The 20,710-nt window shown below is 65.2% G+C and carries 16 protein-coding genes and 1 other RNA gene; 12 read left to right on the top strand and 5 right to left on the bottom strand.

Annotation, left to right across the window (positions count from 1 at the left end; genetic code table 11):
- Nucleotides 1-172: 172 nt before the first annotated feature.
- Together rho and trxA are read right to left on the bottom strand one after the other, a co-directional pair.
- Nucleotides 173-1,435 (bottom strand): transcription termination factor Rho, encoded by a 1,263-nt coding sequence (rho, locus tag CLU85_RS14110; protein WP_010457918.1) that lies wholly within the window; start codon nucleotides 1,433-1,435, stop codon nucleotides 173-175.
- 278 nt (nucleotides 1,436-1,713) lie between these two features.
- Nucleotides 1,714-2,046 (bottom strand): thioredoxin TrxA, encoded by a 333-nt coding sequence (gene trxA / locus CLU85_RS14105; protein ID WP_008906761.1) that lies wholly within the window; start codon nucleotides 2,044-2,046, stop codon nucleotides 1,714-1,716.
- 109 nt (nucleotides 2,047-2,155) lie between these two features.
- Here trxA and CLU85_RS14100 point away from each other — a divergent pair, with 109 nt between their 5' ends.
- Genes CLU85_RS14100 through CLU85_RS14090 form a run of 3 tightly spaced genes read left to right on the top strand, consistent with a single transcriptional unit; the run spans nucleotide 2,156 to nucleotide 9,593 of the window.
- Nucleotides 2,156-4,705: a PD-(D/E)XK nuclease family protein gene (locus tag CLU85_RS14100; RefSeq protein ID WP_100410806.1), complete on the top strand. Its 2,550-nt coding sequence runs from the start codon at nucleotides 2,156-2,158 to the stop codon at nucleotides 4,703-4,705.
- 10 nt (nucleotides 4,706-4,715) lie between these two features.
- Nucleotides 4,716-8,210 carry a UvrD-helicase domain-containing protein gene (locus tag CLU85_RS14095; protein WP_369858219.1) on the top strand — a complete coding sequence of 1,165 codons (3,495 nt, stop codon included), beginning with the start codon at nucleotides 4,716-4,718 and terminating at the stop codon, nucleotides 8,208-8,210.
- A 36-nt stretch (nucleotides 8,211-8,246) separates the two neighbouring features.
- The gene (locus CLU85_RS14090) at nucleotides 8,247-9,593 is read left to right on the top strand and encodes a TIGR03862 family flavoprotein (RefSeq protein WP_100410804.1); all 1,347 of its coding nucleotides are present in this window, start codon (nucleotides 8,247-8,249) and stop codon (nucleotides 9,591-9,593) included.
- 105 nt (nucleotides 9,594-9,698) lie between these two features.
- Here CLU85_RS14090 and ffs read toward each other — a convergent pair.
- Nucleotides 9,699-9,795: signal recognition particle sRNA small type (gene ffs, locus CLU85_RS14085), an RNA gene on the bottom strand.
- A gap of 205 nt (nucleotides 9,796-10,000) precedes the next feature.
- Here ffs and dnaX point away from each other — a divergent pair.
- The 6 genes from dnaX (at nucleotide 10,001) to CLU85_RS14055 (ending at nucleotide 15,358) form a co-directional block, all read left to right on the top strand.
- Nucleotides 10,001-11,998: a DNA polymerase III subunit gamma/tau gene (dnaX, locus tag CLU85_RS14080; RefSeq protein ID WP_100410803.1), complete on the top strand. Its 1,998-nt coding sequence runs from the start codon at nucleotides 10,001-10,003 to the stop codon at nucleotides 11,996-11,998.
- Between the two features lie 60 nt (nucleotides 11,999-12,058).
- Nucleotides 12,059-12,391: a YbaB/EbfC family nucleoid-associated protein gene (locus CLU85_RS14075; protein ID WP_100410802.1), complete on the top strand. Its 333-nt coding sequence runs from the start codon at nucleotides 12,059-12,061 to the stop codon at nucleotides 12,389-12,391.
- Nucleotides 12,392-12,631: 240 nt separating this feature from the next.
- Nucleotides 12,632-13,228 (top strand): recombination mediator RecR, encoded by a 597-nt coding sequence (gene recR / locus CLU85_RS14070; RefSeq protein WP_100410801.1) that lies wholly within the window; start codon nucleotides 12,632-12,634, stop codon nucleotides 13,226-13,228.
- A 113-nt stretch (nucleotides 13,229-13,341) separates the two neighbouring features.
- On the top strand, nucleotides 13,342-13,767 hold the full coding sequence (locus tag CLU85_RS14065; RefSeq protein ID WP_100410800.1) for an MAPEG family protein: 426 nt from the start codon (nucleotides 13,342-13,344) through the stop codon (nucleotides 13,765-13,767).
- A 174-nt stretch (nucleotides 13,768-13,941) separates the two neighbouring features.
- A complete protein-coding gene (locus CLU85_RS14060) occupies nucleotides 13,942-14,994 on the top strand; it encodes an ABC transporter substrate-binding protein (protein WP_100412559.1) in 1,053 nt (350 codons plus the stop codon).
- 211 nt (nucleotides 14,995-15,205) lie between these two features.
- Nucleotides 15,206-15,358, top strand: coding sequence for a DUF3096 domain-containing protein (locus CLU85_RS14055; protein WP_100410799.1), 153 nt, complete (start codon nucleotides 15,206-15,208; stop codon nucleotides 15,356-15,358).
- A gap of 54 nt (nucleotides 15,359-15,412) precedes the next feature.
- Here the strand turns inward: CLU85_RS14055 and CLU85_RS14050 are convergent, their stop codons facing one another.
- Both CLU85_RS14050 and gloB read right to left on the bottom strand, forming a co-directional pair.
- Entirely contained in the window at nucleotides 15,413-16,930 is a 1,518-nt protein-coding gene (locus CLU85_RS14050; protein ID WP_100410798.1) for a transglycosylase SLT domain-containing protein, read from the bottom strand.
- Nucleotides 16,927-17,712, bottom strand: coding sequence for a hydroxyacylglutathione hydrolase (gloB, locus tag CLU85_RS14045; protein WP_100410797.1), 786 nt, complete (start codon nucleotides 17,710-17,712; stop codon nucleotides 16,927-16,929). Before gloB ends, CLU85_RS14050 begins: the two co-directional genes overlap by 4 nt.
- Here gloB and CLU85_RS14040 point away from each other — a divergent pair.
- The 3 genes from CLU85_RS14040 to CLU85_RS14030 all read left to right on the top strand — a co-directional run bounded on the left by CLU85_RS14040 (nucleotide 17,711) and on the right by CLU85_RS14030 (nucleotide 20,673).
- On the top strand, nucleotides 17,711-18,562 hold the full coding sequence (locus CLU85_RS14040) for a class I SAM-dependent methyltransferase (protein WP_100410796.1): 852 nt from the start codon (nucleotides 17,711-17,713) through the stop codon (nucleotides 18,560-18,562). The genes gloB and CLU85_RS14040 overlap by 2 nt on opposite strands.
- Before the next feature lie 65 nt (nucleotides 18,563-18,627).
- Nucleotides 18,628-19,077, top strand: a complete 450-nt coding sequence (gene rnhA, locus CLU85_RS14035) for a ribonuclease HI (RefSeq protein ID WP_100410795.1) — start codon at nucleotides 18,628-18,630, stop codon at nucleotides 19,075-19,077.
- 207 nt (nucleotides 19,078-19,284) lie between these two features.
- Complete coding sequence (locus CLU85_RS14030; RefSeq protein WP_100410794.1) at nucleotides 19,285-20,673, top strand: efflux RND transporter periplasmic adaptor subunit; 1,389 nt, start codon at nucleotides 19,285-19,287, stop codon at nucleotides 20,671-20,673.
- The last annotated feature ends 37 nt before the right edge of the window (nucleotides 20,674-20,710 follow it).

Here is a 20,710-nt window from a genome sequence, read left to right as displayed (position 1 = left end):
AGCTCAAAAGTGGGGTAATCCGGGGGTTTTCCCGCGTCTGTGCATCCACAAGGTGCTTTTTTTGGGGGCTGTGCACCAGCGAATGGCATCGCCCGGACAAAAAAAATCCCGCAGGCCCCAAGGGCGTGCGGGATGAGGTGGCCGTTGCCGGCCCACCAGAGGTGCGGGGGCGCTAGCCGCCCCTACGCATCATGTCAAAGAAGTCCACGTTGGTCTTGGTGGCCTTCATGTTCTTGATCATCAGCTCCATGGACTCGATCTCGTCCATGTTGTACATGAACTGGCGCAGGATGCGCGTCTTTTGCAGGATCTCGGGCGCCAGCAGCAGCTCTTCGCGTCGGGTGCCGCTCTTGTTGAGCTCGATGGCGGGGAATACGCGCTTTTCATACAGGCGGCGGTTCAGGTGGATTTCGCAGTTGCCAGTGCCCTTGAATTCTTCAAAGATCACTTCGTCCATGCGGCTGCCGGTGTCGACCAGTGCGGTGGCGATGATGGTGAGCGAGCCACCTTCCTCGACCTTGCGAGCGGCGCCGAAGAAGCGCTTGGGGCGCTGCAGTGCAGCGGCGTCCACACCACCCGACAGCACCTTGCCGCTCGACGGCACAACGTTGTTATAGGCGCGGGCCAGGCGGGTGATGGAGTCCAGCAGGATCACCACGTCCTTCTTCAATTCGACCAGGCGCTTGGCGCGTTCGATCACCATCTCGGCCACGTGCACGTGGCGCGCGGCGGGTTCGTCGAAGGTCGAGGCGATGATCTCGCCCTTGACCGTGCGCTGCATTTCGGTCACTTCTTCAGGGCGCTCGTCCACCAGCAGCACCATCAGGTGCACATCGGGGTTGTTGGCCGTGATGGCATGGGCGATGTGCTGCATCATCACCGTCTTGCCGCTCTTGGGCGGGGCGACGATCAGCGCGCGCTGACCACGGCCGATGGGCGCGATGATGTCGATGATGCGGCCGGTGATGTTCTCTTCGCTCTTGACGTCGCGCTCCAGGCGCATCTGTTCCTTGGGGAACAACGGCGTCAGGTTTTCAAACATGACCTTGTGCTTGTTCTGCTCGGGTGGGCCGCCATTGACGGAGTCGAGCTTGTTCAGCGCGAAGTAGCGTTCACCGTCTTTGGGTGTACGCACTTCACCTTCGATCATGTCGCCGGTGTGCAGGTTGAAGCGGCGCACCTGGCTGGGGCTGATGTAGATATCGTCTGTGCTGGCCGTGAAGCTCGTGTCAGGGCTGCGCAGGAAACCAAATCCGTCGGGCAGGATTTCCAGCACGCCGTCGGCAATGATTTGTTCCCCGGTCTTGGCCCGCTTCTTGATGATCGCAAACATCAACTCCTGCTTGCGCATGCGGCCCGTGTTTTCGATTTCGAGTTCTTCGGCCTGCTTCAGGACTTCAGACACATGCAGTGCCTTGAGTTCGTTTAAGTGCATGGATTGACTCCTTGGCGGAGTAGGTATGAATCTTGGGGGAGATGGGCTGGTGCCGGATGGGCTGCTGTTTGCAGGTCCGGCTCGCCGGGGATCTTGGTCCGGCTGCCAATGCGTGCAGTCCGGTGATCTGGTGGAATTATGACAGGAAAAAAAGAGAGGGCTTCAAGGGGGCGTGATTGGGGTGGTCACTGCCGCCAGCCCTGGGTATTTGTGCGAGCTGCATACCCTTCAAGAAAAGCCCCGGAGGTGGCAAAACCAACGGGGCATTTGTTTGTGAATCAGGCCAGTTGCTGATCAATGAAGGCGGTCAATTGCGCCTTGCTCATGGCTCCGACCTTGGTGGCGGCCAGCTGGCCATCCTTGAACAGCATCAGCGTGGGGATGCCGCGAATGCCAAACTTGGCGGGGATCTCGCGGTTTTCGTCCACATTCATCTTGGCGATCTGCAGCTTGCCTTGGTAGGTGCCTGCCACTTCGTCCAGGATGGGAGCAATCATTTTGCAGGGGCCGCACCATTCGGCCCAGTAGTCCACCAGCACGGCGGAGCCGGGTTGGAGCACGTCGGCTTCAAAGCTGGCGTCAGAGACATGTTTGATGAGTTCGCTGGCCATGGCGGATTCCTTGATTTTGATCGGGTGGTGACCGGTGTACGTTTAAAGTCAGGGCATTGTGACAGAAACCAATCCCACGTTCACCGGTGTGGCCGGGTCTTACGACGCTATGACTGTCATAGCGAAAAGCGATCAGTGCGCCGCGTTGTGGCAACGCGTGTTGGCCCAGGTGGAGGCGCACATGCAGGGGCTGAGGGCCCATCCCGCGCGCACGGTGGTGCTGGTTCCCTATGCCCAGCTCATGCCCTGGGCGCAGCGCTACTGGGCCTTGCTCCATGCCGACGGATTTGCCCCCCGGTTTGAAACCACGCGCAACTGGGCCCGCCAGCTGTCTGCCTTTGTGCCACAGGGTGACGATCTGGCCGGGGACGTGGCGCGCGACACCCTCACGGCGCGCGCCTTGCTCGATCGCGCGGGTTTGACCGCGCAGCGGGACGTGCTGGCGGTGCCGTTGCAAGAGGCGGCGGCCCAGCTGGCGGTGGTGGTGGCTGCCATGGCCCCGGCGCAGCGCGAGGCCTGGGGGCTCCAGGCGCGCAGCCTCTTGCCAGAGCCTGAAGAAGGTTCAGCTTTGCGGTTCGAAGCCGTGGTGTCCCGCATTGCACTCGAATGGGTGCTGGCCTCGCGCCATGCTACGGATGTCTTGTTTGAGCCTGGCGTGCGCCAGTCGGTGGACGCCCTGGTGCTGCTGCAAGGTTTTCAGGTCGAGGCCCTTGCCCAGGCCTTGCACGCCCATTGGGGCGACAAGGCCGTGGCCCTGGTCTTGCCGCCTGAGGAGGTGGCTGTCGGGGCCTGCGGCCGCCTGGCGCTGCACGCTGCGCAGGATGCCGAAGACGAGGCCCAACGCGCTGCGGCCTGTGTGTGGGCCCACGTGGTGGCCGGCCGCACACCGGTGGCGCTGGCGGCCAACGATCGCGCCCTCACACGCCGCATTGGCGCGCACTTGGCCAGCTGCGGTGTGGCGGTGCGCGATGAAAACGGCTGGACGCTTTCCACCACACGGGCTGCTGCACAGCTGATGGCCGCGCTCACGGCCTGCGCCTGGAATGCCACCGCCGATGCGGTGCTGGACTGGCTCAAACATGCACCGGTCGTGCAGCCTGCGGTCCTCAATGCCCTGGAGCGTGCGCTGCGCAAGGCCCAGGTGGCGACGTGGTCGGGTGCCGCCGCGCGTGACTGGGAGGCGCAGCCCGCCTTGGCCGTCTGTGTGGCCCAGGCGCAGGAATGGCGCGAAGGGCTGCGTGCCGCACGCCCGCTGGCGCAGTGGCTGCAGGCCTTGCGTGCCCTGCTGGAGGGCAATGGCCAGTGGACGGTTCTGGAGGATGACCCCGCAGGCGCCCGCGTGCTGACAGCGCTGCGTCTGCAGGCAGGCCAGGAGGTCGAGCTGGACGGCTGGGACAGCGCAGGCCGCCGCATGGCACTGGCCGAGTTCACGCGCTGGGCCAACGAGGTGCTGGAAGCCGCACGTTATGTGCCCAGCCAGATGGGCGACGCGCCCGTTGTCGTTCTGCCCCTGCCGCAGTTGCTGGCACGACCGTTTGCCGCGCTGGTGCTGCCCGGCTGTGATGAAAAACGCCTGCAGCCATCGCCCGAGCCTGTGGGCGACTGGACCCCGGCGCAGCGCGAGGCCTGGGGTCTGCCCACGCGCGAATCGCTGGAAGCCGCGCAGCGCGCCGCGTGGCAACATGCTTTGCAGACACCGGCCGTGGATGTGCTCTGGCGCACGGGCGACGAAGGCGGCGAGCCCTTGCTGGCCAGTGCACTGGTGCTGGCGCTGCACCTGGACGGAGCGGGCATCGAAGGGGCGGACGACCGCAGCCAGCGCACCGTGGTGGCTACGCCTACGGCCAGGCCCTTGCCTGACGGGCGGGCGTTGCCGGTCGTGCGGCTGTCGTCCACGGCGTACTCCGACCTGAGGCACTGCCCCTACCGTTTTTTTGCGCTGCGCCAACTGGGTCTGCAAGAGGCTGACGAGCTGGCCGCCGAGGTGGACAAGCGCGACTTTGGCAACTGGCTGCATGCGGTGTTGCAGCACTTTCATGAGGGCTTGCTGGCCGAGCCGACAGACGACGCAGACACGCGCATCGCCCGCATGGACAGCGCCGCGCAGGCCGTCACGCTGCAGCAGGGCCTGGGCGAGGGCGACTTTCTGCCGTTCGCGGCAGGCTGGGCCCAGGTGCGCGATGGTTACCTGCGCTGGTTAGTGCAGCATGAACAGGCTGGAGGGCATTTTCGGCAGGCCGAGGTGCAAACCAGCCAGCCGCTGGGTGCCTTGCAACTGGTGGGCACCATCGACCGCATCGATGCCATCTCATCCACGGGCGAGCCCACGCCGTTGGTCATTGACTACAAGACCGAAAACGACACCGTCACGCGCAAACGCATCGGGGCGGGGGCCGAAGACACCCAGCTTGCTTTCTATGCGGCCTTGCTGAGCCACGACACGCTGCGCGCCGCCTACGTGAACGTGGGCGAGCGGGGTGAGACACAGATGCACGAACAGGACGAGGTGGTGCACCTGCGCGACCTGCTGGTGGAGGGCATCCAGCACGACTTCGCCCGCATCGCCGCAGGCGCACCGATGCCCGCCTTGGGCGAGGGCGCCGTGTGTGACTACTGCGCTGCGCGTGGCCTGTGCCGAAAAGATTTCTGGAATGACTGAGGCCCCGCCGGTGACCGAACCAACCCACACGACTGCGGCCTACGAACACAACGGCCACCCCGTTTCGCGCGAGGCGTTCTACACCATCGCCTGCGACCCCGCGCGCAGCGTGGCCGTGGAGGCCTGCGCGGGCGCAGGTAAGACCTGGATGCTGGTCTCGCGCATGCTGCGTGCGCTGCTCGACGGTGCCGCACCCCACGAGATTCTCGCCATCACCTTCACCAAAAAGGCGGCGGGCGAAATGCGCCAGCGTTTGCAGGAATGGCTGGAGGCGTTTTCCCACGCGCCGCTGGACGTGCTGACCGCAGAATTGGTTGCAAGGGGAATCAGCCCGGAGCGCGCTCTGGATCAGCGCGAGGCGCTACAGAATTTATACCGAAAGATGCTGGCCAGTGGCCGCCCGGCGCAGATCCGCACCTTCCACAGCTGGTTTGCAGCGCTGCTGGGTACGGCCCCGCTGGCGCTGTTGCAGGCGCAGGGTTTGCCGGCCCATTTTGAATTGCTCGAAGACGATGCCGAGGCCGTGCGCGAGGTCTGGGGCCCTTTCCTGCAGGCAGTGGCCACCAGCGCCAGCCTGCGGGCCGACTATGAGGCCGTCGTGGCCCGCCATGGTCGATCCCAGACGCACAAGGCGTTGGCGGCGGCGCTCTCCAAACGGGTCGAGTTTGACCTGGCCGACACGGCCGGCGTGGTCGATGCCTCGGTGCCGCCGTTTCAGTTGCAGTACCCGGAGCTGGCTGCTTTCGACGAGCCTGCCGATGCTGTGCATGGCGACGTCTGCCACCAGCGCTGGCTGGCCCGCGCCAAGGCGCTGGGTACCGAATCCAACAAGACCCCGCAGAAGGCGGCCGACGCCATCATCGACGCACTCGCCTGCAACGACCTCAACCTGCGCCTGGACATGCTGCGCAAGGCCTTGTTCGTGGCCAAGGAAGACCGGCTCTCCAAGAACCTCGAAAAGTTCGCCGCCGCGCAGGAGGCCGAGCCCGAACTGCAACGCCTGCTCACGGCCCGCCGCCAGCACGACGCCTGGCAGCACCAGCAGCGCATGGCCCGGCTGGCGCGCTGCCTGATCGCGGAGTTTGCCGCCGTCAAGCACCAACACGGCTGGGTCGACATGAACGATGTGGAGCGCACGGCGCTGGTCATGCTGGCCGACCCCATCCTTTCTGGCTGGGTGCAAGAGCGCCTGGATGCGCGCATCCGCCACCTGTTGGTGGATGAGTTCCAGGACACCAACCCGCTGCAGTGGCAGGCGCTGCATGCCTGGCTGTCGGGCTACGCGGGCTCGGGCGGCGGCGCGCAGCCGCCCAGCGTGTTCATCGTGGGCGATCCCAAGCAGAGCATTTACCGCTTTCGCCGCGCCGAGCCGCAGGTGTTCATCGCCGCGCGGGCCTTTGTGCGCGATGGCCTGGGGGGCGACTTGCTCAGCTGCGACCACACGCGCCGCAACGCCACGGGTGTGATCGCCGCCGTGAACCAGGTGATGGGCACTGCCCAGGCGCAGCACGAAACCAGCGGCTTTCGCGACCACACCACCGAATCGAAAGACCCCGGCGTGCTGCTGCGCCTGCCCGCTATCCTGCCGCCCGATGCTGACGGTGGCGGAGGCTCCGACCCGTTGGTCTGGCGCGACAGCCTGACCGAGCCGCGCCACGAAGCCGAAGAAACCCAGCGCATGCGCGAATCCACGCAGGCCGCCGCCTGGGTGGCGGCGCAGATCGCCGCAGGCACGCCCCCCAATGAGGTGCTGGTGCTGGCCCGCAAGCGCGACCGGCTGGCCGCCATGCAGGACGCCCTGCGCGCGTTGCACCTGCCGTGTGTGCAGCCCGAAAAGGCCGACCTGTTTGACGCGCCCGAGGTGCAGGACATCGTGGCGCTGCTGGATGTGCTGGTGTCCACCGGGCACGACCTCTCGCTGGCGCGCGCGCTCAAGTCGCCGCTGTTCGGCGTGGGTGACGATGGCCTCGTTGCGCTGGCGGCATTGCGCCGTCAAGGTGAGCATGTGGGCAGCAGTTGGTTTGATTTGCTACAAAAAAGTGAGCTGCTACCGCTTGATTTACAAGCGCTAGGCACCAGTTTGATTCAATACAAGGCCTGGGTGGACACCTTGCCGCCACACGATGCGCTGCATGCCATCTACCAGCAGGCCGATGTGCTGGCCCGCTTTGCTGCCGCAGCCCCGGCCGCGCAGCGCATTGCCGTCCAAGCCAATTTGCGCGCCTTGCTCTCGGCCGCGCTGCAGCACGATGGTGGCCGCTACCTCACGCCCTATGCCTTTGTGCGGGCCATGAAAAAAGGCGGCGTGCGCGCGCCGGGCCGGGTGGACGCGCAGGCGGTGCGCCTGCTCACCGTGCACGGCGCCAAGGGGCTGGAGGCGCGCTGCGTGCTGCTGCTCGATACCGACACCCGTCCGCAAAAGGCCGAGACCATGGGCGTGCTGGTGGATTGGCCCGGCGAAAAAGCCGAACCTGCGGGCTTTGTTTTTCTCGCCAGCGAATCCAGTCCGCCCCCCAGCGCCGAAGCCGCCCTGGCGGTCGAACAGCAGGCCCGCCAGCGTGAAGAACTCAACATGCTGTACGTGGCCATGACACGCGCCAAGCACTGCCTGGCGCTGTCGTCGGTGTTGCCCAGCGTTTCGGCCCTGGGGAGCTGGTGGAACCGGCTGGCGCCACTGCTGGCGGATGCGGATGTACAGGGTGGGGCGGGTGAGGCCGAGGCGGGCTTGGTGACGGCTGGGCCTGACAGCGCGCATGACCATTTCACCGTGGCCGAGCTGGCGATGCTCCCTGTCCACTTGCGCGCCGCGCCGCGTGCCGTGGCCGACGACACCGATCCGGCAGACCCGGAGGCATCGCAGTCCACCCCCGCATCGCGCCTGGGCGAGGCCATGCACCAGTTGCTGGAGCAGGCCGGGGTGGCGGGCGCGCCGCTGGCCGACCTGCGCGCCCAGGGCTGGCCAGCGGCCCGCGTAGCGCGCTTGGCGCAGGACTTTGATGTCAGCGTGGGCGCAGCGCACATCGCCGCCCAGACGGCCCAGCGCATCCTGGCGGGCGAGGGCGCCTGGGCCTGGGATGCAGCGGTGGTGGACACCACGATCAACGAAGTGCCGCTGCGCTACCGGGGTCAAAGCCTGCGCATCGACCGTCTGGTGCACTGCCACCAGCCAGCCGAGCGCGCGGGTTGGTGGGTGCTGGACTACAAAAGCGCGGCCCAGCCCGAGCGCCAGCCTGCGCTGATGGCCCAGCTGCAGCGCTACCGCGCGGCCGTGAGGGAGCAGGCGCCCGGCGAGAGTGTGTGGGCAGCCTTCCTGACGGGCGACGGGCGCATGGTGCCGGTGCCCGATGCGGGGCCCCCGGCCATCGATGATGTTTTGCGGGCGGGTGCGGTCCCAGGGAGCGGTGCCGTGCGGCATACTCTCGCCCCCGCAGCGCCTGCGTCTGCCGCAGTGCCGGGGTCGGCCGATGACGCCCCCCTGGGTTCGGTCCAGGGCACCCTGTTCTGACGCTGAATGTTTTCGATGGATCCAAAGGTTTTTCCCATGAATGCACCCACTCCCCTGGCCACTGAGGCAGCCACTTTTCTGCGCTGCGATGCCGTCATCGTGGGCGGAGGGCCTGCGGGGCTGATGGCCGCCGAGGTGCTGGCACAGGCGGGGGTGGCAGTGCATCTGCTGGATGCCATGCCCTCGGTAGGGCGCAAATTCTTGCTGGCGGGCAAGGGCGGCCTCAACCTCACGCATTCCGAGCCCCACGCGCCCTTTGTCAGCCGCTACGCCGGGCGCCAACCGCAGGTCGAACCCCTGATCGCCGCATTTGGCGGCCCGGAGGTCCGCGCCTGGGCGCAGGGGCTGGGTGTCGAGACCTTTGTGGGCACCTCCGGCCGTGTGTTTCCGGCTGACATGAAAGCCGCGCCCCTGCTGCGCGCATGGCTGCAGCGCCTGCGCGCGCAGGGCGTGCAGTTCCACATGCGCCACCGCTGGCTGGGCTGGACCGATGGCGGCGCACTGCGTTTTGCCGCGCCTGCGGGTGAAGTGCAGGTCACTGCCAAGGCGGTGGTGTTGGCGCTGGGGGGCGGCAGCTGGGCGCGCCTGGGGTCCGACGGTGCCTGGGTGCCGCTGCTGGCGCAGCGCGGCGTGGCCGTGGCGCCTCTGCGCCCGTCCAACTGTGGCTTTGATGTGCTGCGTGCCGACGCCCCTGTCGGGGAAACGCGCCGCGCTTTCCTGCAGGAGCTGATCGGCCGCACGCCCACCCCGGCCGTGGGCTGGACACCGCATTTTGCCGAGCGATTTGCGGGTCAGCCTTTCAAGACGGTGGCGCTCAGTGCCACCGACAGCCAGGGCCGCAGTTTCAGCCGCCGGGGCGAGTTCGTGGTGACGGCCACGGGCGTGGAGGGTAGCCTGGTCTATGCGGCTTCGCAACTATTGCGCGACGAGATCGATGCCCATGGCCATGCCACATTCGAGCTGGACCTGCTTCCAGACCACAGCCCCGAGCGTGTGCTGGTGGAGGTGCGCCACCCGCGCGGTTCGCGCTCCCTGTCGAGCCACCTCAAAAGCCGCCTTGGTCTGGATGGCATCAAGGCAGGCATCCTGTACGAGCACCTGGGCAAGGACGGCATGAACGACCCCGTGGCCCTGGCCCGTGCCATCAAGGCGCTGCCCCTCACCGTGGTGGCCGCCCGCCCGCTGGATGAGGCCATCAGCACGGCCGGTGGCGTGGCTTTTGAGGCGTTGGATGAGCACCTCATGGCCACTGCCATGCCGGGCGTTTTTTGCGCGGGCGAAATGCTGGACTGGGAAGCCCCCACGGGCGGCTACCTGCTCACGGCCAGTCTGGCCAGCGGCGTGCGGGCCGGGCAGGGTGTTTTGCGTTTTTTGGGGCGCTAACGCTTATGGGATAAGCGCTGGTAGCTATCGAAAATATAGCTATCAGTGCGGTGTGCAAGGTGCAGGAAGTTGGGGGTCTCTGCGCGAACGCGCAGAAAAAAAGAAGTTGACGAGCCTTACCCCCGGCACTGGCTCCACAGTTAGGGCTGCTTGGTTCCCCACCTGACCCGGTTGGCCGCTTCACCATGCGGGGAGGCCCGTCAGGATGGGATTCTACCTCGTGAACGACGACGCCGTTTCGCTCTTGCCGAATTGCAGCGCAATTCGGCAGGAGGGGCGATGCCCGCACAGCGGGGCGGCCCTTGTGTGGCGTTTCTCGCTTGGGGCATGCCTGTGCAAGGCGGTGGAGGGTGCGCGGGCAGGCGCACCCAAAACCAGGGGCGGCGTGGGCCCTAGAATCACCCCCCATGTCTTACCTCGTGCTCGCCCGCAAGTACCGCCCCCGCAATTTCACCGAAATGGTGGGGCAGGAGCATGTGGTGCAGGCTTTGACCAATGCGCTCACCCAGCAGCGTCTGCACCATGCCTACCTGTTCACAGGTACACGGGGTGTGGGCAAGACCACGGTGTCGCGCATCCTCGCCAAGTCACTCAATTGCCAGGGGGCTGACGGGCAGGGTGGCATCACGGCCACGCCTTGCGGCGTATGTCAGGCCTGCACCGACATCGACAGCGGTCGTTTTGTCGATTACACCGAGCTGGATGCCGCATCGAACCGGGGCGTGGACGAGGTGCAAAGCCTGCTGGAGCAGGCGGTGTACAAGCCGGTGCAGGGGCGCTTCAAGGTCTTCATGATCGACGAAGTGCACATGCTGACGAACACGGCGTTCAACGCCATGCTCAAGACGCTGGAAGAGCCGCCCGAATACCTCAAGTTCGTGCTGGCCACGACCGATCCGCAAAAGGTGCCTGTCACGGTGCTGAGCCGCTGCCTGCAGTTCAACCTGCGCCCCATGGCGCCTGAAACCGTGCTCTCACACCTCACGCAGGTGCTGGCGGCCGAGAATGTGCCGGCCGAGCCCCAGGCACTGCGCCTGCTGTCACGCGCCGCACGCGGCTCGATGCGCGATGCGCTGTCGCTCACCGACCAGGCGATCGCTTTTGGCAGCGGTCAATTGCAGGAAGGCGCCGTGCGCCAGATGTTGGGTGCTGTGGACCGCTCTTACGTGTTCCGCCTCATCGATGCATTGGCCCAGGGCGACGGCAAGACGGTGGTGGAAACCTCGGACACGCTGCGCATCAATGGCCTGTCGGCTGCGTCCACGCTGGAAGAAATGAGCGCTGTGCTGCAGCGCATGGCCGTGTTTCAGGCGGTGCCCCAGATGGCGGGTGCCGTGGATGCCGATGACCCCGAGGCGGCGGAAACGGCGCGTCTGGCCGCCCTGATGCCTGCCGACGAAACCCAGCTGCTTTACAGCCTGTGCCTGCACGGGCGTGGTGAATTGGGCCTGGCGCCGGACGAATATGCGGCGCTGACCATGGTGTTGCTGCGCCTGCTGGCCTTCAAGCCCCAGGGCGAATCGGCGGAAAAAAAAACTCTGACGCGGCCTGAAACGGCGTCCTCGGGCCCGGTGGATACGGGCTCTACGGGGTTTCGCGCGTCTTCGGCACCTTCTGCGCCCGCTGCCATCGCGGTATCGGCACCTATGGAGCGTCCCGGAGCTGCCGCTGTGGAAGCGCCCGCCGCGGCGCCCGCTGCTCCGGTGCCGTTGGTGCAATCGACGCCATCGGTTTCGGTGCCCCTGCAAGACGCGTCTTCTGATGTCTCCGGGGCTTGCGAACCGCCTCCGTGGCCGGGTTCGGACGAGCCGGACGCCGTGGGGGCGGCCACACCCACCACCACGCTGCCAATACGGACCACCGAAGGATTTGTGCGAAATCAGCCCCCGGTGCAGGCAGGTAGAGCGCAAGTTGCTCCTGAATACGTAGCAATTCCAGTGCGTGAGACGCCGGAACCCGGCGAGCGACTGCAACCTTTGCCGCTGTCTGCACCAACCCCTGTTTCTGCGCGCTATACGCCGACCGAGGAGGGGGATGTCTGGCACCGCACGGTGCAACAGATGGTGCTGGCAGAGTCCATTACCGCCCTGGTGCGAGAGCTGGCACTGCAGTCCCAACTGGTGGCGCGCGATGGCGGCCACTGGCTGCTGCGCGTCGAGCGCGAATCGCTCAACCAACCGACGGCGCGCGAGCGCCTGCGTGCCGCGCTGGAGACTGCGGGCCATGCGACCCAGATCACGGTGGAAGTGGGTGTTGTCATCGACAGCCCCGCCCGCCGCAACGCCGCTGCGGCCGCCGAGCGGCAACGCCGTGCCGAAGAAATCGTGAACAACGACCCCTTTGTGCAATCGCTGATGCGTGACTACGGCGCGAGAATCGTGCCGGGCAGCATCAAGCCTGCATGACGGTCCACCGCCTTTTATCCAATATCTAACCGAAACTGCAACTGAAAAGGAAACGACACCATGTTCAACAAGGGACAACTCGCCGGTCTGATGAAGCAAGCCCAGGCCATGCAGGACAACCTCAAGAAGGCCCAGGATGAACTGGCCTTTGTGGAGGTGGAGGGCGAATCGGGCGCGGGCCTGGTGAAGGTGGTGATGACCTGCAAACACGATGTGAAACGCATCACCATCGACCCCAGCCTGCTGGCCGAAGACAAAGACATGCTGGAAGACCTGGTGGCGGCTGCGTTCAATGCGGCGGTGCGCAAGGCCGAAGAAACTTCGTCGGAGAAGATGGGCAAGCTCACTCAAGGCATGCCAGGCCTCCCAGGCGGCATGAAATTCCCCTTCTGAGGTTGGCTACCGGGCGGGCCATCTGCGTCTTTGGGCGGTGCTCGCCATCCTCACGCACTGCAAGTGCGTTCCGGTGGCTGCGCTCCGTCCACCGAGCAGCTCATCCCGCTCGCTACGCCCTTGAGGGCGGGATGGAAGACCAAGGTGCAGGGCCCGCTGGCCCTTCCCACGGTTCGGGCGGAGCTTGTCGAAGCCTGGTTTACGCGTCACCCCTACTTCCCTCGGATTGTTTTCCAACCCATGTCCTCCCCATCCACCAACTCCCTTGATGTCCTGATCCAGGCGCTGCGCCGCTTGCCGGGGGTGGGGGTGAAGTCTGCGCAGCGGATGGCGTTTCATCTGCTGCAACATGACCGGGAGGGTGCGTTGGCGTTGTCGCGGGCGCTGGGGGAGGCGGTTGGGACGGTGCACCATTGCACGCGTTGCCACACCTTTACCGAGGCCGAGGTATGCAGCACCTGCCTGGACCCGGAGCGGGATGCCACGCGGCTCTGTGTGGTGGAGACCCCGGCCGATCAGTCGGCGCTGGAGCGTACGGGGGCGTTCAAGGGCTTGTATTTCGTGTTGATGGGGCGGCTCAGTCCGCTGGATGGGGTGGGCCCCAAGGAAATCGGGCTGCACAAACTGATGGATCGCGCCACCGATGGCACGGTGCAGGAGGTCATTCTGGCCACCAACTTCAATGCCGAAGGCGAGGCCACGGCCCATGTGATCAGCGAGGCTCTCAAGAGCCGAGGCCTGCATGTCACACGGCTGGCACGCGGCGTGCCTGTGGGAAGTGAGCTGGAGTATGTGGACCTGGGCACGATTGCCCATGCGCTGGTGGATCGCCGGTAACACTTTGGTGTCGAAAACGCACAACGGCTTCCACCGCTGTGGGTAAAATACTCCCAAATTAATAGCTGCTAGCGCTTGTGTATCAAGCGCTGGAGCCCTAAAAGGCTTGAAATATGAATACCACCATGCATGTTGCACGGTTCACAGTGGCCTACTGGTGCGTGCTGATCGCCGTGCTGCTGCCCATGGGTTGTGCCTGGCTGGCCAAGAGTGGCAACCTGGGCAAGTCGCGCAAGGATGGCGGCTTTGACAACCACGATCCGCGCGCCTGGATGGCTCGGCAGACCGACTGGCGTGCGCGGGCCAATGCGGCCCAGGCCAATAGCTTCGAGGCACTGCCGTTTTTCATCGGCGCGGTCATCATCGCGCACATGCTGGGTGCGGGGCAGACGCTGCTTGATATGCTGGCGCTGCTGTTCGTCATGCTGCGCATCTTCTACGTGATGATGTATGTCTCCGACATGCCCACGGCCCGCAGTGCGGTGTGGGCTGCGGGCTTTCTGGTCAACGTGGCGATCCTCTTCATCGGCTATCGTTGAGCGCGCTAAGGCTTCCATCGGGCGGCTGCTGGCCCCCGGGGGACTGCATTTTGTGGGCCGAGGCGCCACTTTCCCCCTCTGTACGTAGAAACCCTCAGGGAATCTCCCTGATGCGGCGCTGATTGCTCTGAGGCACAATTGTTGCAATGCAGCATTGCCCGCTTTTTTGATTCCATGACCCCACGCCTGCTCACCCGCCGCGCCTTTGGCTCCGTCTCTGCCTTGTCGGCGGCTGCGGTGTTTGCGCCTGCGTTGGTGCGGGCACAAACCGATGGTGCCATGCTGGGGCGCGTCACCGTCGCGGTGGGAGGGCAAGGGGTTCTCTATCACTTGCCGCTGGCGCTGGCGGATGCTCTGGGGTACTTCCGTACCGAAGGCCTGGAGGTGGTGGTGCGTGATTTTTCTGCGGGCGCGCTGGCCATGCAGGCGGTGCAGGACGGCGCTGCCGATGTTTGCTCCGGGGCCTTTGAACATGTGCTGCGTGCGCAAATGCGGGGCCAGGCCTACCGTTCGCTGGTATTGCAGGGGCGGGCGCCCCAGCTGGCTCTGGGGGTGTCGCTGCGGTCACTGCCGGCCTACAAGGACCTGGGTGATCTGTCGGGTCGCAAGATCGGGGTGTCTTCGGTCGGTTCCTCGACCCACCTGGCGGCCAGCCTGATGTTGGTACGCGCGGGTGTGTCCCTCCGCGATATCACGTTTGTGGGTGTCGGTTCTGGCACCAGCGCGATGAACGCGTTGCGTTCGGGTCAGGTGCATGCGTTGTGCCATGCCGACCCGATCATGACGCTGCTGGAGCAGAAGGCCGATACCCGCGTGGTGGGTGATTTGCGTTCGCTGAAAGCGGCGCAGGACATGTTCGGCGGCCCCATGCCAGCGGGCAGCCTCTATGCGCCCCAGGCCTTCTTCCAGAAACAGCCTGGGCAGGCCCAGGCGTTGGTCAACGGCATTGTGCATGCGCTCAAGTGGCTGCAGACAGCGGCTCCGGCCGATCTGGTCAAGGCGGTGCCTCCGGCTTATTTGATGGGCGACCGGGGCCTGTACCTGGCGGCCTTTGGCCGCGTGCGCGAAACCTTTTCGCCCAATGGCCTGATGCCGGACGACGGCCCGGCCACTGCGCTGCGAGTGCTTTCTCGTGTGCAGCCTGAACTCGCCGAAACCAAGGTCGAACTGGCGCGTACCTACACCAATGATCTGGTGCGCAAGGCACGCCAGAAATACAGCGTCTGATCTCGAAGCCGGCGGTGTCGCACAGCCATTCTGTGGTGCGTGGTGCGGCTGCTTTGGCCGAGGGGCGCCAGCCTGGAGCAGGGGCTGGTTTGGGCTACAGTGCGGGAGCCCATCGCTGGCGTTACATGCTTTTGCCACGGCGCATCCGTCGGCAGGTAGCGTGGCCTTTATCCCTTTGCTCCCCGGTATTTATCTTTCCAAGGACTGTCCCATGTCGCTGAGCCTCAGCATCGGCCCGCTTGTTTCTCTGATCGCGGGCATCCTCATCCTGGTCATGCCCCGCCTGCTCAGCACCATTGTGGCGCTGTACCTCATCATCATGGGCATTCTCGGGCTGTTGGGCATGCACACCCTCAGGCTCTGAGCGGAGGCCCGGTAGGCCCGGGCGCGGCTGGAGTGAGCGCGCCCGCCCAGGGGGTCAGCGTCGCTTGACCTTGGCCGGCGTGCCGCCACGACGCGCTGGTGCCGCCGCCTGGCGCTTTCCTGTGTTGGTGTGTGATGCGTTGCTGCTGCGTGCCTGTGCCTGGCGCATGGGCAGGTACACGACCACCTGCTGGCCCAGCTTGAAGGCTGCATTGGCACGCACATCGTTCCAGTCGGCCACGCTGGAGGCCGCCAGCTTGTAGCGCCGCGCAATGCTCGCCACGGTTTCGCCCTTGCCTGCACGCACGGTGGTACGGCGGGTGACGATCTCAGGGGTGAGCGCCAGTTGTCCGTTGTCAGCCAGGTGGGAAGACACGTCCTGGCGTGTGGTGGTGGACCGGGGGATCATGAGCGCCGATCCCGCCTTGATCAGCATGCGTGGCGGGATGTTGTTCATGCTGCGCAGGTCGTTCTCGCTCATGCCTGCACGCTGGGCGGCCTCGGCCACACTCATGGTGGTAGGGACGGACCACACGGTCCAGCTCGCATATTGGCCTTCGCGACGGGCTTCGAGATTGCGCTGGAACACCTTGGCGTTGTCCCACGGCAGCAGGACCTGGGGTGTGCCTGCAGCCAGGATCACGGGCCGCTTGTAGGCGGGGTTGAGCGCGCGAAAGTCTTCCTCGCGGATGCCGGCCAATGTGGCCACCAGGGCCACGTCGATGTCGTGTGTGATGTCTACCGTCTGGAAGTACGGATGGTTTTCAATCAGCGGCAACTCGGTGCGGAAGGCGTCCGGGTTGGCCACAATGTTTTTGACCGCCTGCAACTTGGGGACGTACATGCGGGTTTCTGCCGGCATGTTGAGGTCGGTGTAGCTGGTGCCCAGGCCCAGCTTCTGGTTGCGGGCAATGGCCCGGCCTACGCTGCCTTCGCCCCAGTTGTAGGCCGCCAGCGCCAGGTGCCAGTCGCCGAACATGCCATAGAGCTTTTGCAGGTAGTCGAGTGCGGCGCGCGTGGACGCCAGTACGTCGCGGCGGTCATCGCGGAAGGCGTTTTGCTTGAGGTCGAAATAATTGCCCGTGGCCGGCATGAACTGCCACATGCCGGCGGCCTTGGCGCTGGAGACGGCCTGGGGATTGAACGCGCTCTCAATGTAGGGCAGCAGCGCCAGTTCGGTGGGCATACCTCGGCGTTCCAGCTCTTCAACAACGTGAAACAGGTACTTGCTGGAGCGTTCGGTCATGCGCTGCATGTAGTCTGGGCGCGTGGCATACCACTGCTCGCGGTCTTGCACCAGTTCGTGCTGCAGATCGGGCATCGCAAAACCCCTGCGAATGCGGTCCCACAGGTCGGCGGGGGCCGACAGCGAGGCCACTTCGCCGCTGGTGGCCCGGGCCGCCGTGATGGGTTTGAGCGGCCCGTTGGGGATGACGGGCGTGTGCGAGGAGGCGTTGGTTGTGTTTTGCGGTTTACCGCCGATGGTCCCTTCCTCTGGCGAGGAGGGCCCCGTGGTGGCGCAGCCTGTGAGCCAAAGAAGCCCTGCCAGGCAGGCGATATGCAAAATTTTCATCGGAACTCGTTTTTCCATTGACGCAGTGCGGCCAGTACCGCCACCGCATCGTCGTGAGGCACCTGCGCGTTATAGCCCTGGGCCGCTTGGGCCACCGTGGTCTGTCGCACGCGCAGGAAGGGGTTGATGTTTCGCTCCAGCGCCATGTGGGAGGGCAGTGTGGGCTCGTGTTGAGCCCGCAACGCCTCGCAATGGCTGCTGTAGTGGAGCAATGCGGCGTTGCCAGGTTCCACGGCACGCGCAAATTTCAGGTTGGATAACGTGTACTCATGGGTGCAGCACACGCGCGTGTTGTCGGGCAAGGCGGCCAGTCGGTCCAGCGAATCGAGCATCTGCGCAGGGGTTCCCTCGAAAAGGCGCCCGCACCCGCCTGAAAACAAGGTGTCGCCGCAAAACAGCAGCGGGGCCCCGTCCATGGCTGCACAGTAGTAGGCGATGTGGCCCGCAGTATGGCCGGGCACATCGATCACCTCGAAGCGCAGGCCGAGCACGTCGATCCCTTCGACCCTATCGCCCTGCTGCAGGCGGACCAGTGGCTCGGGAATGTGCTCACGGGCCGGGCCGTAGACCCTGGCGCCGGTTGCGTCGCGCAGGGCATCCACCCCGCCGACATGATCGGCATGGTGGTGCGTGACTAGAATGGCCTGCAAACTCAGCCCCAGTTGGTGCAGTGCCTGGGCCACGGGCGCGGCGTCACCCGGGTCGACCACGATAGCCTGGCGGCCGTCGTGCAGCATCCAGATGTAGTTGTCGGTAAAGGCGGGCAGCGGTAGCAAGTTCATGAGCGATCAAATTATAGGTTTGCACCACTGGTTTGACTCACCTCCCGGCCAGTACCTGCTGGCATGGGAGCAGGCACGCTTTGACGAAGCAGTGGCCGATATTTTTGGCTACCACAGCCTGCAACTGGGTATGCCGCTGCTCGATGGTCTTCGGGCCAACCGCATGCCGCACCAATGGCTGGCGCTGGGGCAGGAAGGGATGAATAAGGGCACTTTGGGCTTCATGGAGGCAGCGAGTGGCGCCGATGTGCCGCTGCAGCGCCGCACGGTGGACTTGCTCGCCGAGCCGGTGTCTCTGCCATTTGCCGAGGCCAGCCTGGATCTTCTTGTGTTGCCTCACACGCTGGAGTTGAGCGTGGACCCTCATGCTGCATTGCGAGAGGTGGAGCGGGTTCTGGTCCCCGAGGGGCGTGTGGTCATCAGTGGTCTGAACCCTGCCAGCCTGTGGGGCCTGCGCCAGCGGCGCGCGCGTCTTTACCAGCGCATGGGGCGCGGTACGCTGTACCTGCCGGATGTGGGTGAATTCATCGGGTACCGGCGCCTGCGAGACTGGCTCAGGCTTTTGAGCTTTGAGGTCGAATCGGCCCGTTTTGGCTGTTATCGTCCTGCCGTGCGCAGCGCCCAATGGCTGGAGCGTTTTGGCTGGATGGATCCGTTGGGCGAAAAGTGGTGGCCTATTTTGGGTGCTGCCTATTTCCTCGTCGCGGTCAAGCGGGTCCATGGCATGCGACTTTTGGAGCCCGCCTGGCGTACCAATCGTCAGCGCTCTGCGGCCACGGTGCCTATCGCCAACCGCGCAACCCATCGCGCACCCACAAGCCCCGCCGCGAAGGCAGGGCGCAAACCCTAAATGGGCTGTCACGGGGCTCCCGCTCCCGCGATGACAGCCTTGAATCACCACACCAGGAACACAGTTTGAATCAGGTAGAGATATATACAGATGGTGCCTGCAAGGGCAATCCGGGCCCTGGCGGATGGGGCGTGCTGCTGCGCTCCGGTCCGACGGAAAAAGAGCTGTTTGGCGGCGAGCTGGGCACCACCAACAACCGCATGGAACTGATGGCGGTGATCGAGGCACTGGCGGCCCTCAAGCGCCCTTGCGCCGTGACGCTGTTTCTGGACAGCGAATATGTGCGCAAGGGCATCACCGAATGGATTCATGGCTGGAAGGCCAGGGGCTGGCGCACCGCGTCGAAGCAGCCGGTCAAAAACGTGGAGCTGTGGCAGCGTCTGGATGCCCTGGTCAGTACCGGTGGCCATCGCATCGAGTGGCGCTGGGTGAAGGGTCACTCGGGTGACCCCGGCAATGAACGCGCGGATGCGCTCGCCAACCGGGGTGTGGACAAGGCCCTCGGCCGCGGGTGACACGCTGGAGATCCCGCGCATCAGGCACCGAAAGCGTGCGGTTCGGCGCCACCCGCCCCTTCGGGGCTTTTTTGTTGGGTGGCGTGTAAAGCCTGCGTAAATCTGCCGAATTTGTCCTTGGGGTCTTGCCAGGGTTTGCTGCAGCGCAAGACACGCACTGATACATTGTTCGATTGCGCTCCCCACTTCACCTGGTTTCACTGATCCATGGCGTCCAAGAACAAATACATCGTTTTCGCGGCTATCGGCATTGCTGTTGCGTCTGGGGCCGCCTGGTGGCTCCAAAAACCAGCGCCCGCTGCGCGCAGTGAGGCGCCCGCCGCCAAAGGTGGGGCGCCTGGGGGGGCAAATCGCCCGGTGGCAGTGGAAGTGGTCTCCGTGAGACAAATGGTATTGCGTGACGATGCCGAGGCCGTGGGTAGCCTGCGGTCACGCCAGAGCGTGATGCTGCGGCCCGAGGTGGGCGGCCGTATCACGCAGCTCAATTTCCGTGATGGCCAGCGCGTGCGGCGTGGGCAGGTCTTGGTGCAGTTCGACGACCAATTGCCCCGAGCCCAGGTTCAGCAAAGCCAGGCAGAGCTGTCGATTGCACAGGCCAACCACAAGCGCAACCAGGAACTGGTGGCCCAGGGCTTCATCAGCCAGCGCTCCGTGGATGAAAGTGCCGCCAACCTCGAAGTGGCGCAGGCCAAGCTGGCGCTGGCCCAGGCCACGGCCCAGCGTTTGAAGGTCATGGCACCCTTCGATGGCATCGCGGGTATTCGCGGTGTGAACGTGGGCGATTACCTCAAGGATGGGGCCGACATCGTCAACATCGAAGATTTGGATGCCGTGTACGTGGACTTCCGCCTGCCTGAGCGGCTTCAGAGCAAGGTGCGCCCCGGCCAGACGGCGCAGGTGGCGTTCGATGCGCTGCCGGGTGTGCGCTACGCCGCCGTGGTGCAGGCCATCAGCCCGCAGATTGATACCGACGGACGGGCCATTGCCGTGCGCGGCTGCATTGACAACCGCCGCTTGCAACTGCGGCCGGGCATGTTCGCGCGTGTGACAGCTGTGTTCTCGGAGCGCAGCGATGCGCGCGTGATTCCGGAAGAAGCGATCGTGCCGGATGGCACCAGTCCTTACGTGCTCAAGGTCGTGGAAGGCAAGGAGCCTGGCACCCGTGTCACCAGCCGCACCCCTGTCAAGCTGGGTGCGCGCTCCCCGGGCTGGGTTGAGGTGGTGGAAGGTCTGAACGCCGGGGACCTGGTGGTTAGCGCAGGCCAGCAACGTATTCGCAAGGATGGCACCGAAGTGCGGGTGGTGGAACTGGGCAAACCAGGCAACGGCACGGCTCCTTCACCCGCGCGTGCAGCCTCCGGGCAGCGAGGCAATGCCCCGGGCGTGGCCGATGCGCCAGCGTCTGGTGCATCGGGAGTTGTCAGCGGCGGCACGCCTGCGGCCCCCGCGCCAGCAACGCCCACTTCGCCCATCGCACCGGCTTCGGTGGCTGCTATGGCCAGCGCTGCCATGGCACCCCTGCCAGGGCCCAACCCCTGCCAGCTCGCAGGTACTCCTGGTCCATCCGCCCGCAGCGGCCATCGTCCTCCCGTCTGACGGGTTGCTCATCGCTCTACCCTGACGCCCCTGGACT

Source organism: Acidovorax sp. 69 (assembly GCF_002797445.1).
Taxonomy (GTDB): domain Bacteria; phylum Pseudomonadota; class Gammaproteobacteria; order Burkholderiales; family Burkholderiaceae_C; genus Acidovorax.
Note: the sequence above shows the minus strand (reverse complement) of the source record. Positions and strands in the feature narration are given on the sequence as shown.

Bases quoted from the DNA above. Each gene is read 5' to 3' on its own strand.
- CLU85_RS14050 (WP_100410798.1), bottom strand. From the start codon at position 16,930: ATGAAAATTTTGCATATCGCCTGCCTGGCAGGGCTTCTTTGGCTCACA.
- CLU85_RS14100 (WP_100410806.1), top strand. From the start codon at position 2,156: ATGACTGTCATAGCGAAAAGCGATCAGTGCGCCGCGTTGTGGCAACGC.
- CLU85_RS14060 (WP_100412559.1), top strand. From the start codon at position 13,942: ATGACCCCACGCCTGCTCACCCGCCGCGCCTTTGGCTCCGTCTCTGCC.
- CLU85_RS14030 (WP_100410794.1), top strand. From the start codon at position 19,285: ATGGCGTCCAAGAACAAATACATCGTTTTCGCGGCTATCGGCATTGCT.
- CLU85_RS14090 (WP_100410804.1), top strand. From the start codon at position 8,247: ATGAATGCACCCACTCCCCTGGCCACTGAGGCAGCCACTTTTCTGCGC.
- rho (WP_010457918.1), bottom strand. From the start codon at position 1,435: ATGCACTTAAACGAACTCAAGGCACTGCATGTGTCTGAAGTCCTGAAG.
- CLU85_RS14065 (WP_100410800.1), top strand. From the start codon at position 13,342: ATGAATACCACCATGCATGTTGCACGGTTCACAGTGGCCTACTGGTGC.
- dnaX (WP_100410803.1), top strand. From the start codon at position 10,001: ATGTCTTACCTCGTGCTCGCCCGCAAGTACCGCCCCCGCAATTTCACC.
- gloB (WP_100410797.1), bottom strand. From the start codon at position 17,712: ATGAACTTGCTACCGCTGCCCGCCTTTACCGACAACTACATCTGGATG.
- recR (WP_100410801.1), top strand. From the start codon at position 12,632: ATGTCCTCCCCATCCACCAACTCCCTTGATGTCCTGATCCAGGCGCTG.
- CLU85_RS14040 (WP_100410796.1), top strand. From the start codon at position 17,711: ATGAGCGATCAAATTATAGGTTTGCACCACTGGTTTGACTCACCTCCC.
- trxA (WP_008906761.1), bottom strand. From the start codon at position 2,046: ATGGCCAGCGAACTCATCAAACATGTCTCTGACGCCAGCTTTGAAGCC.
- CLU85_RS14055 (WP_100410799.1), top strand. From the start codon at position 15,206: ATGTCGCTGAGCCTCAGCATCGGCCCGCTTGTTTCTCTGATCGCGGGC.
- CLU85_RS14075 (WP_100410802.1), top strand. From the start codon at position 12,059: ATGTTCAACAAGGGACAACTCGCCGGTCTGATGAAGCAAGCCCAGGCC.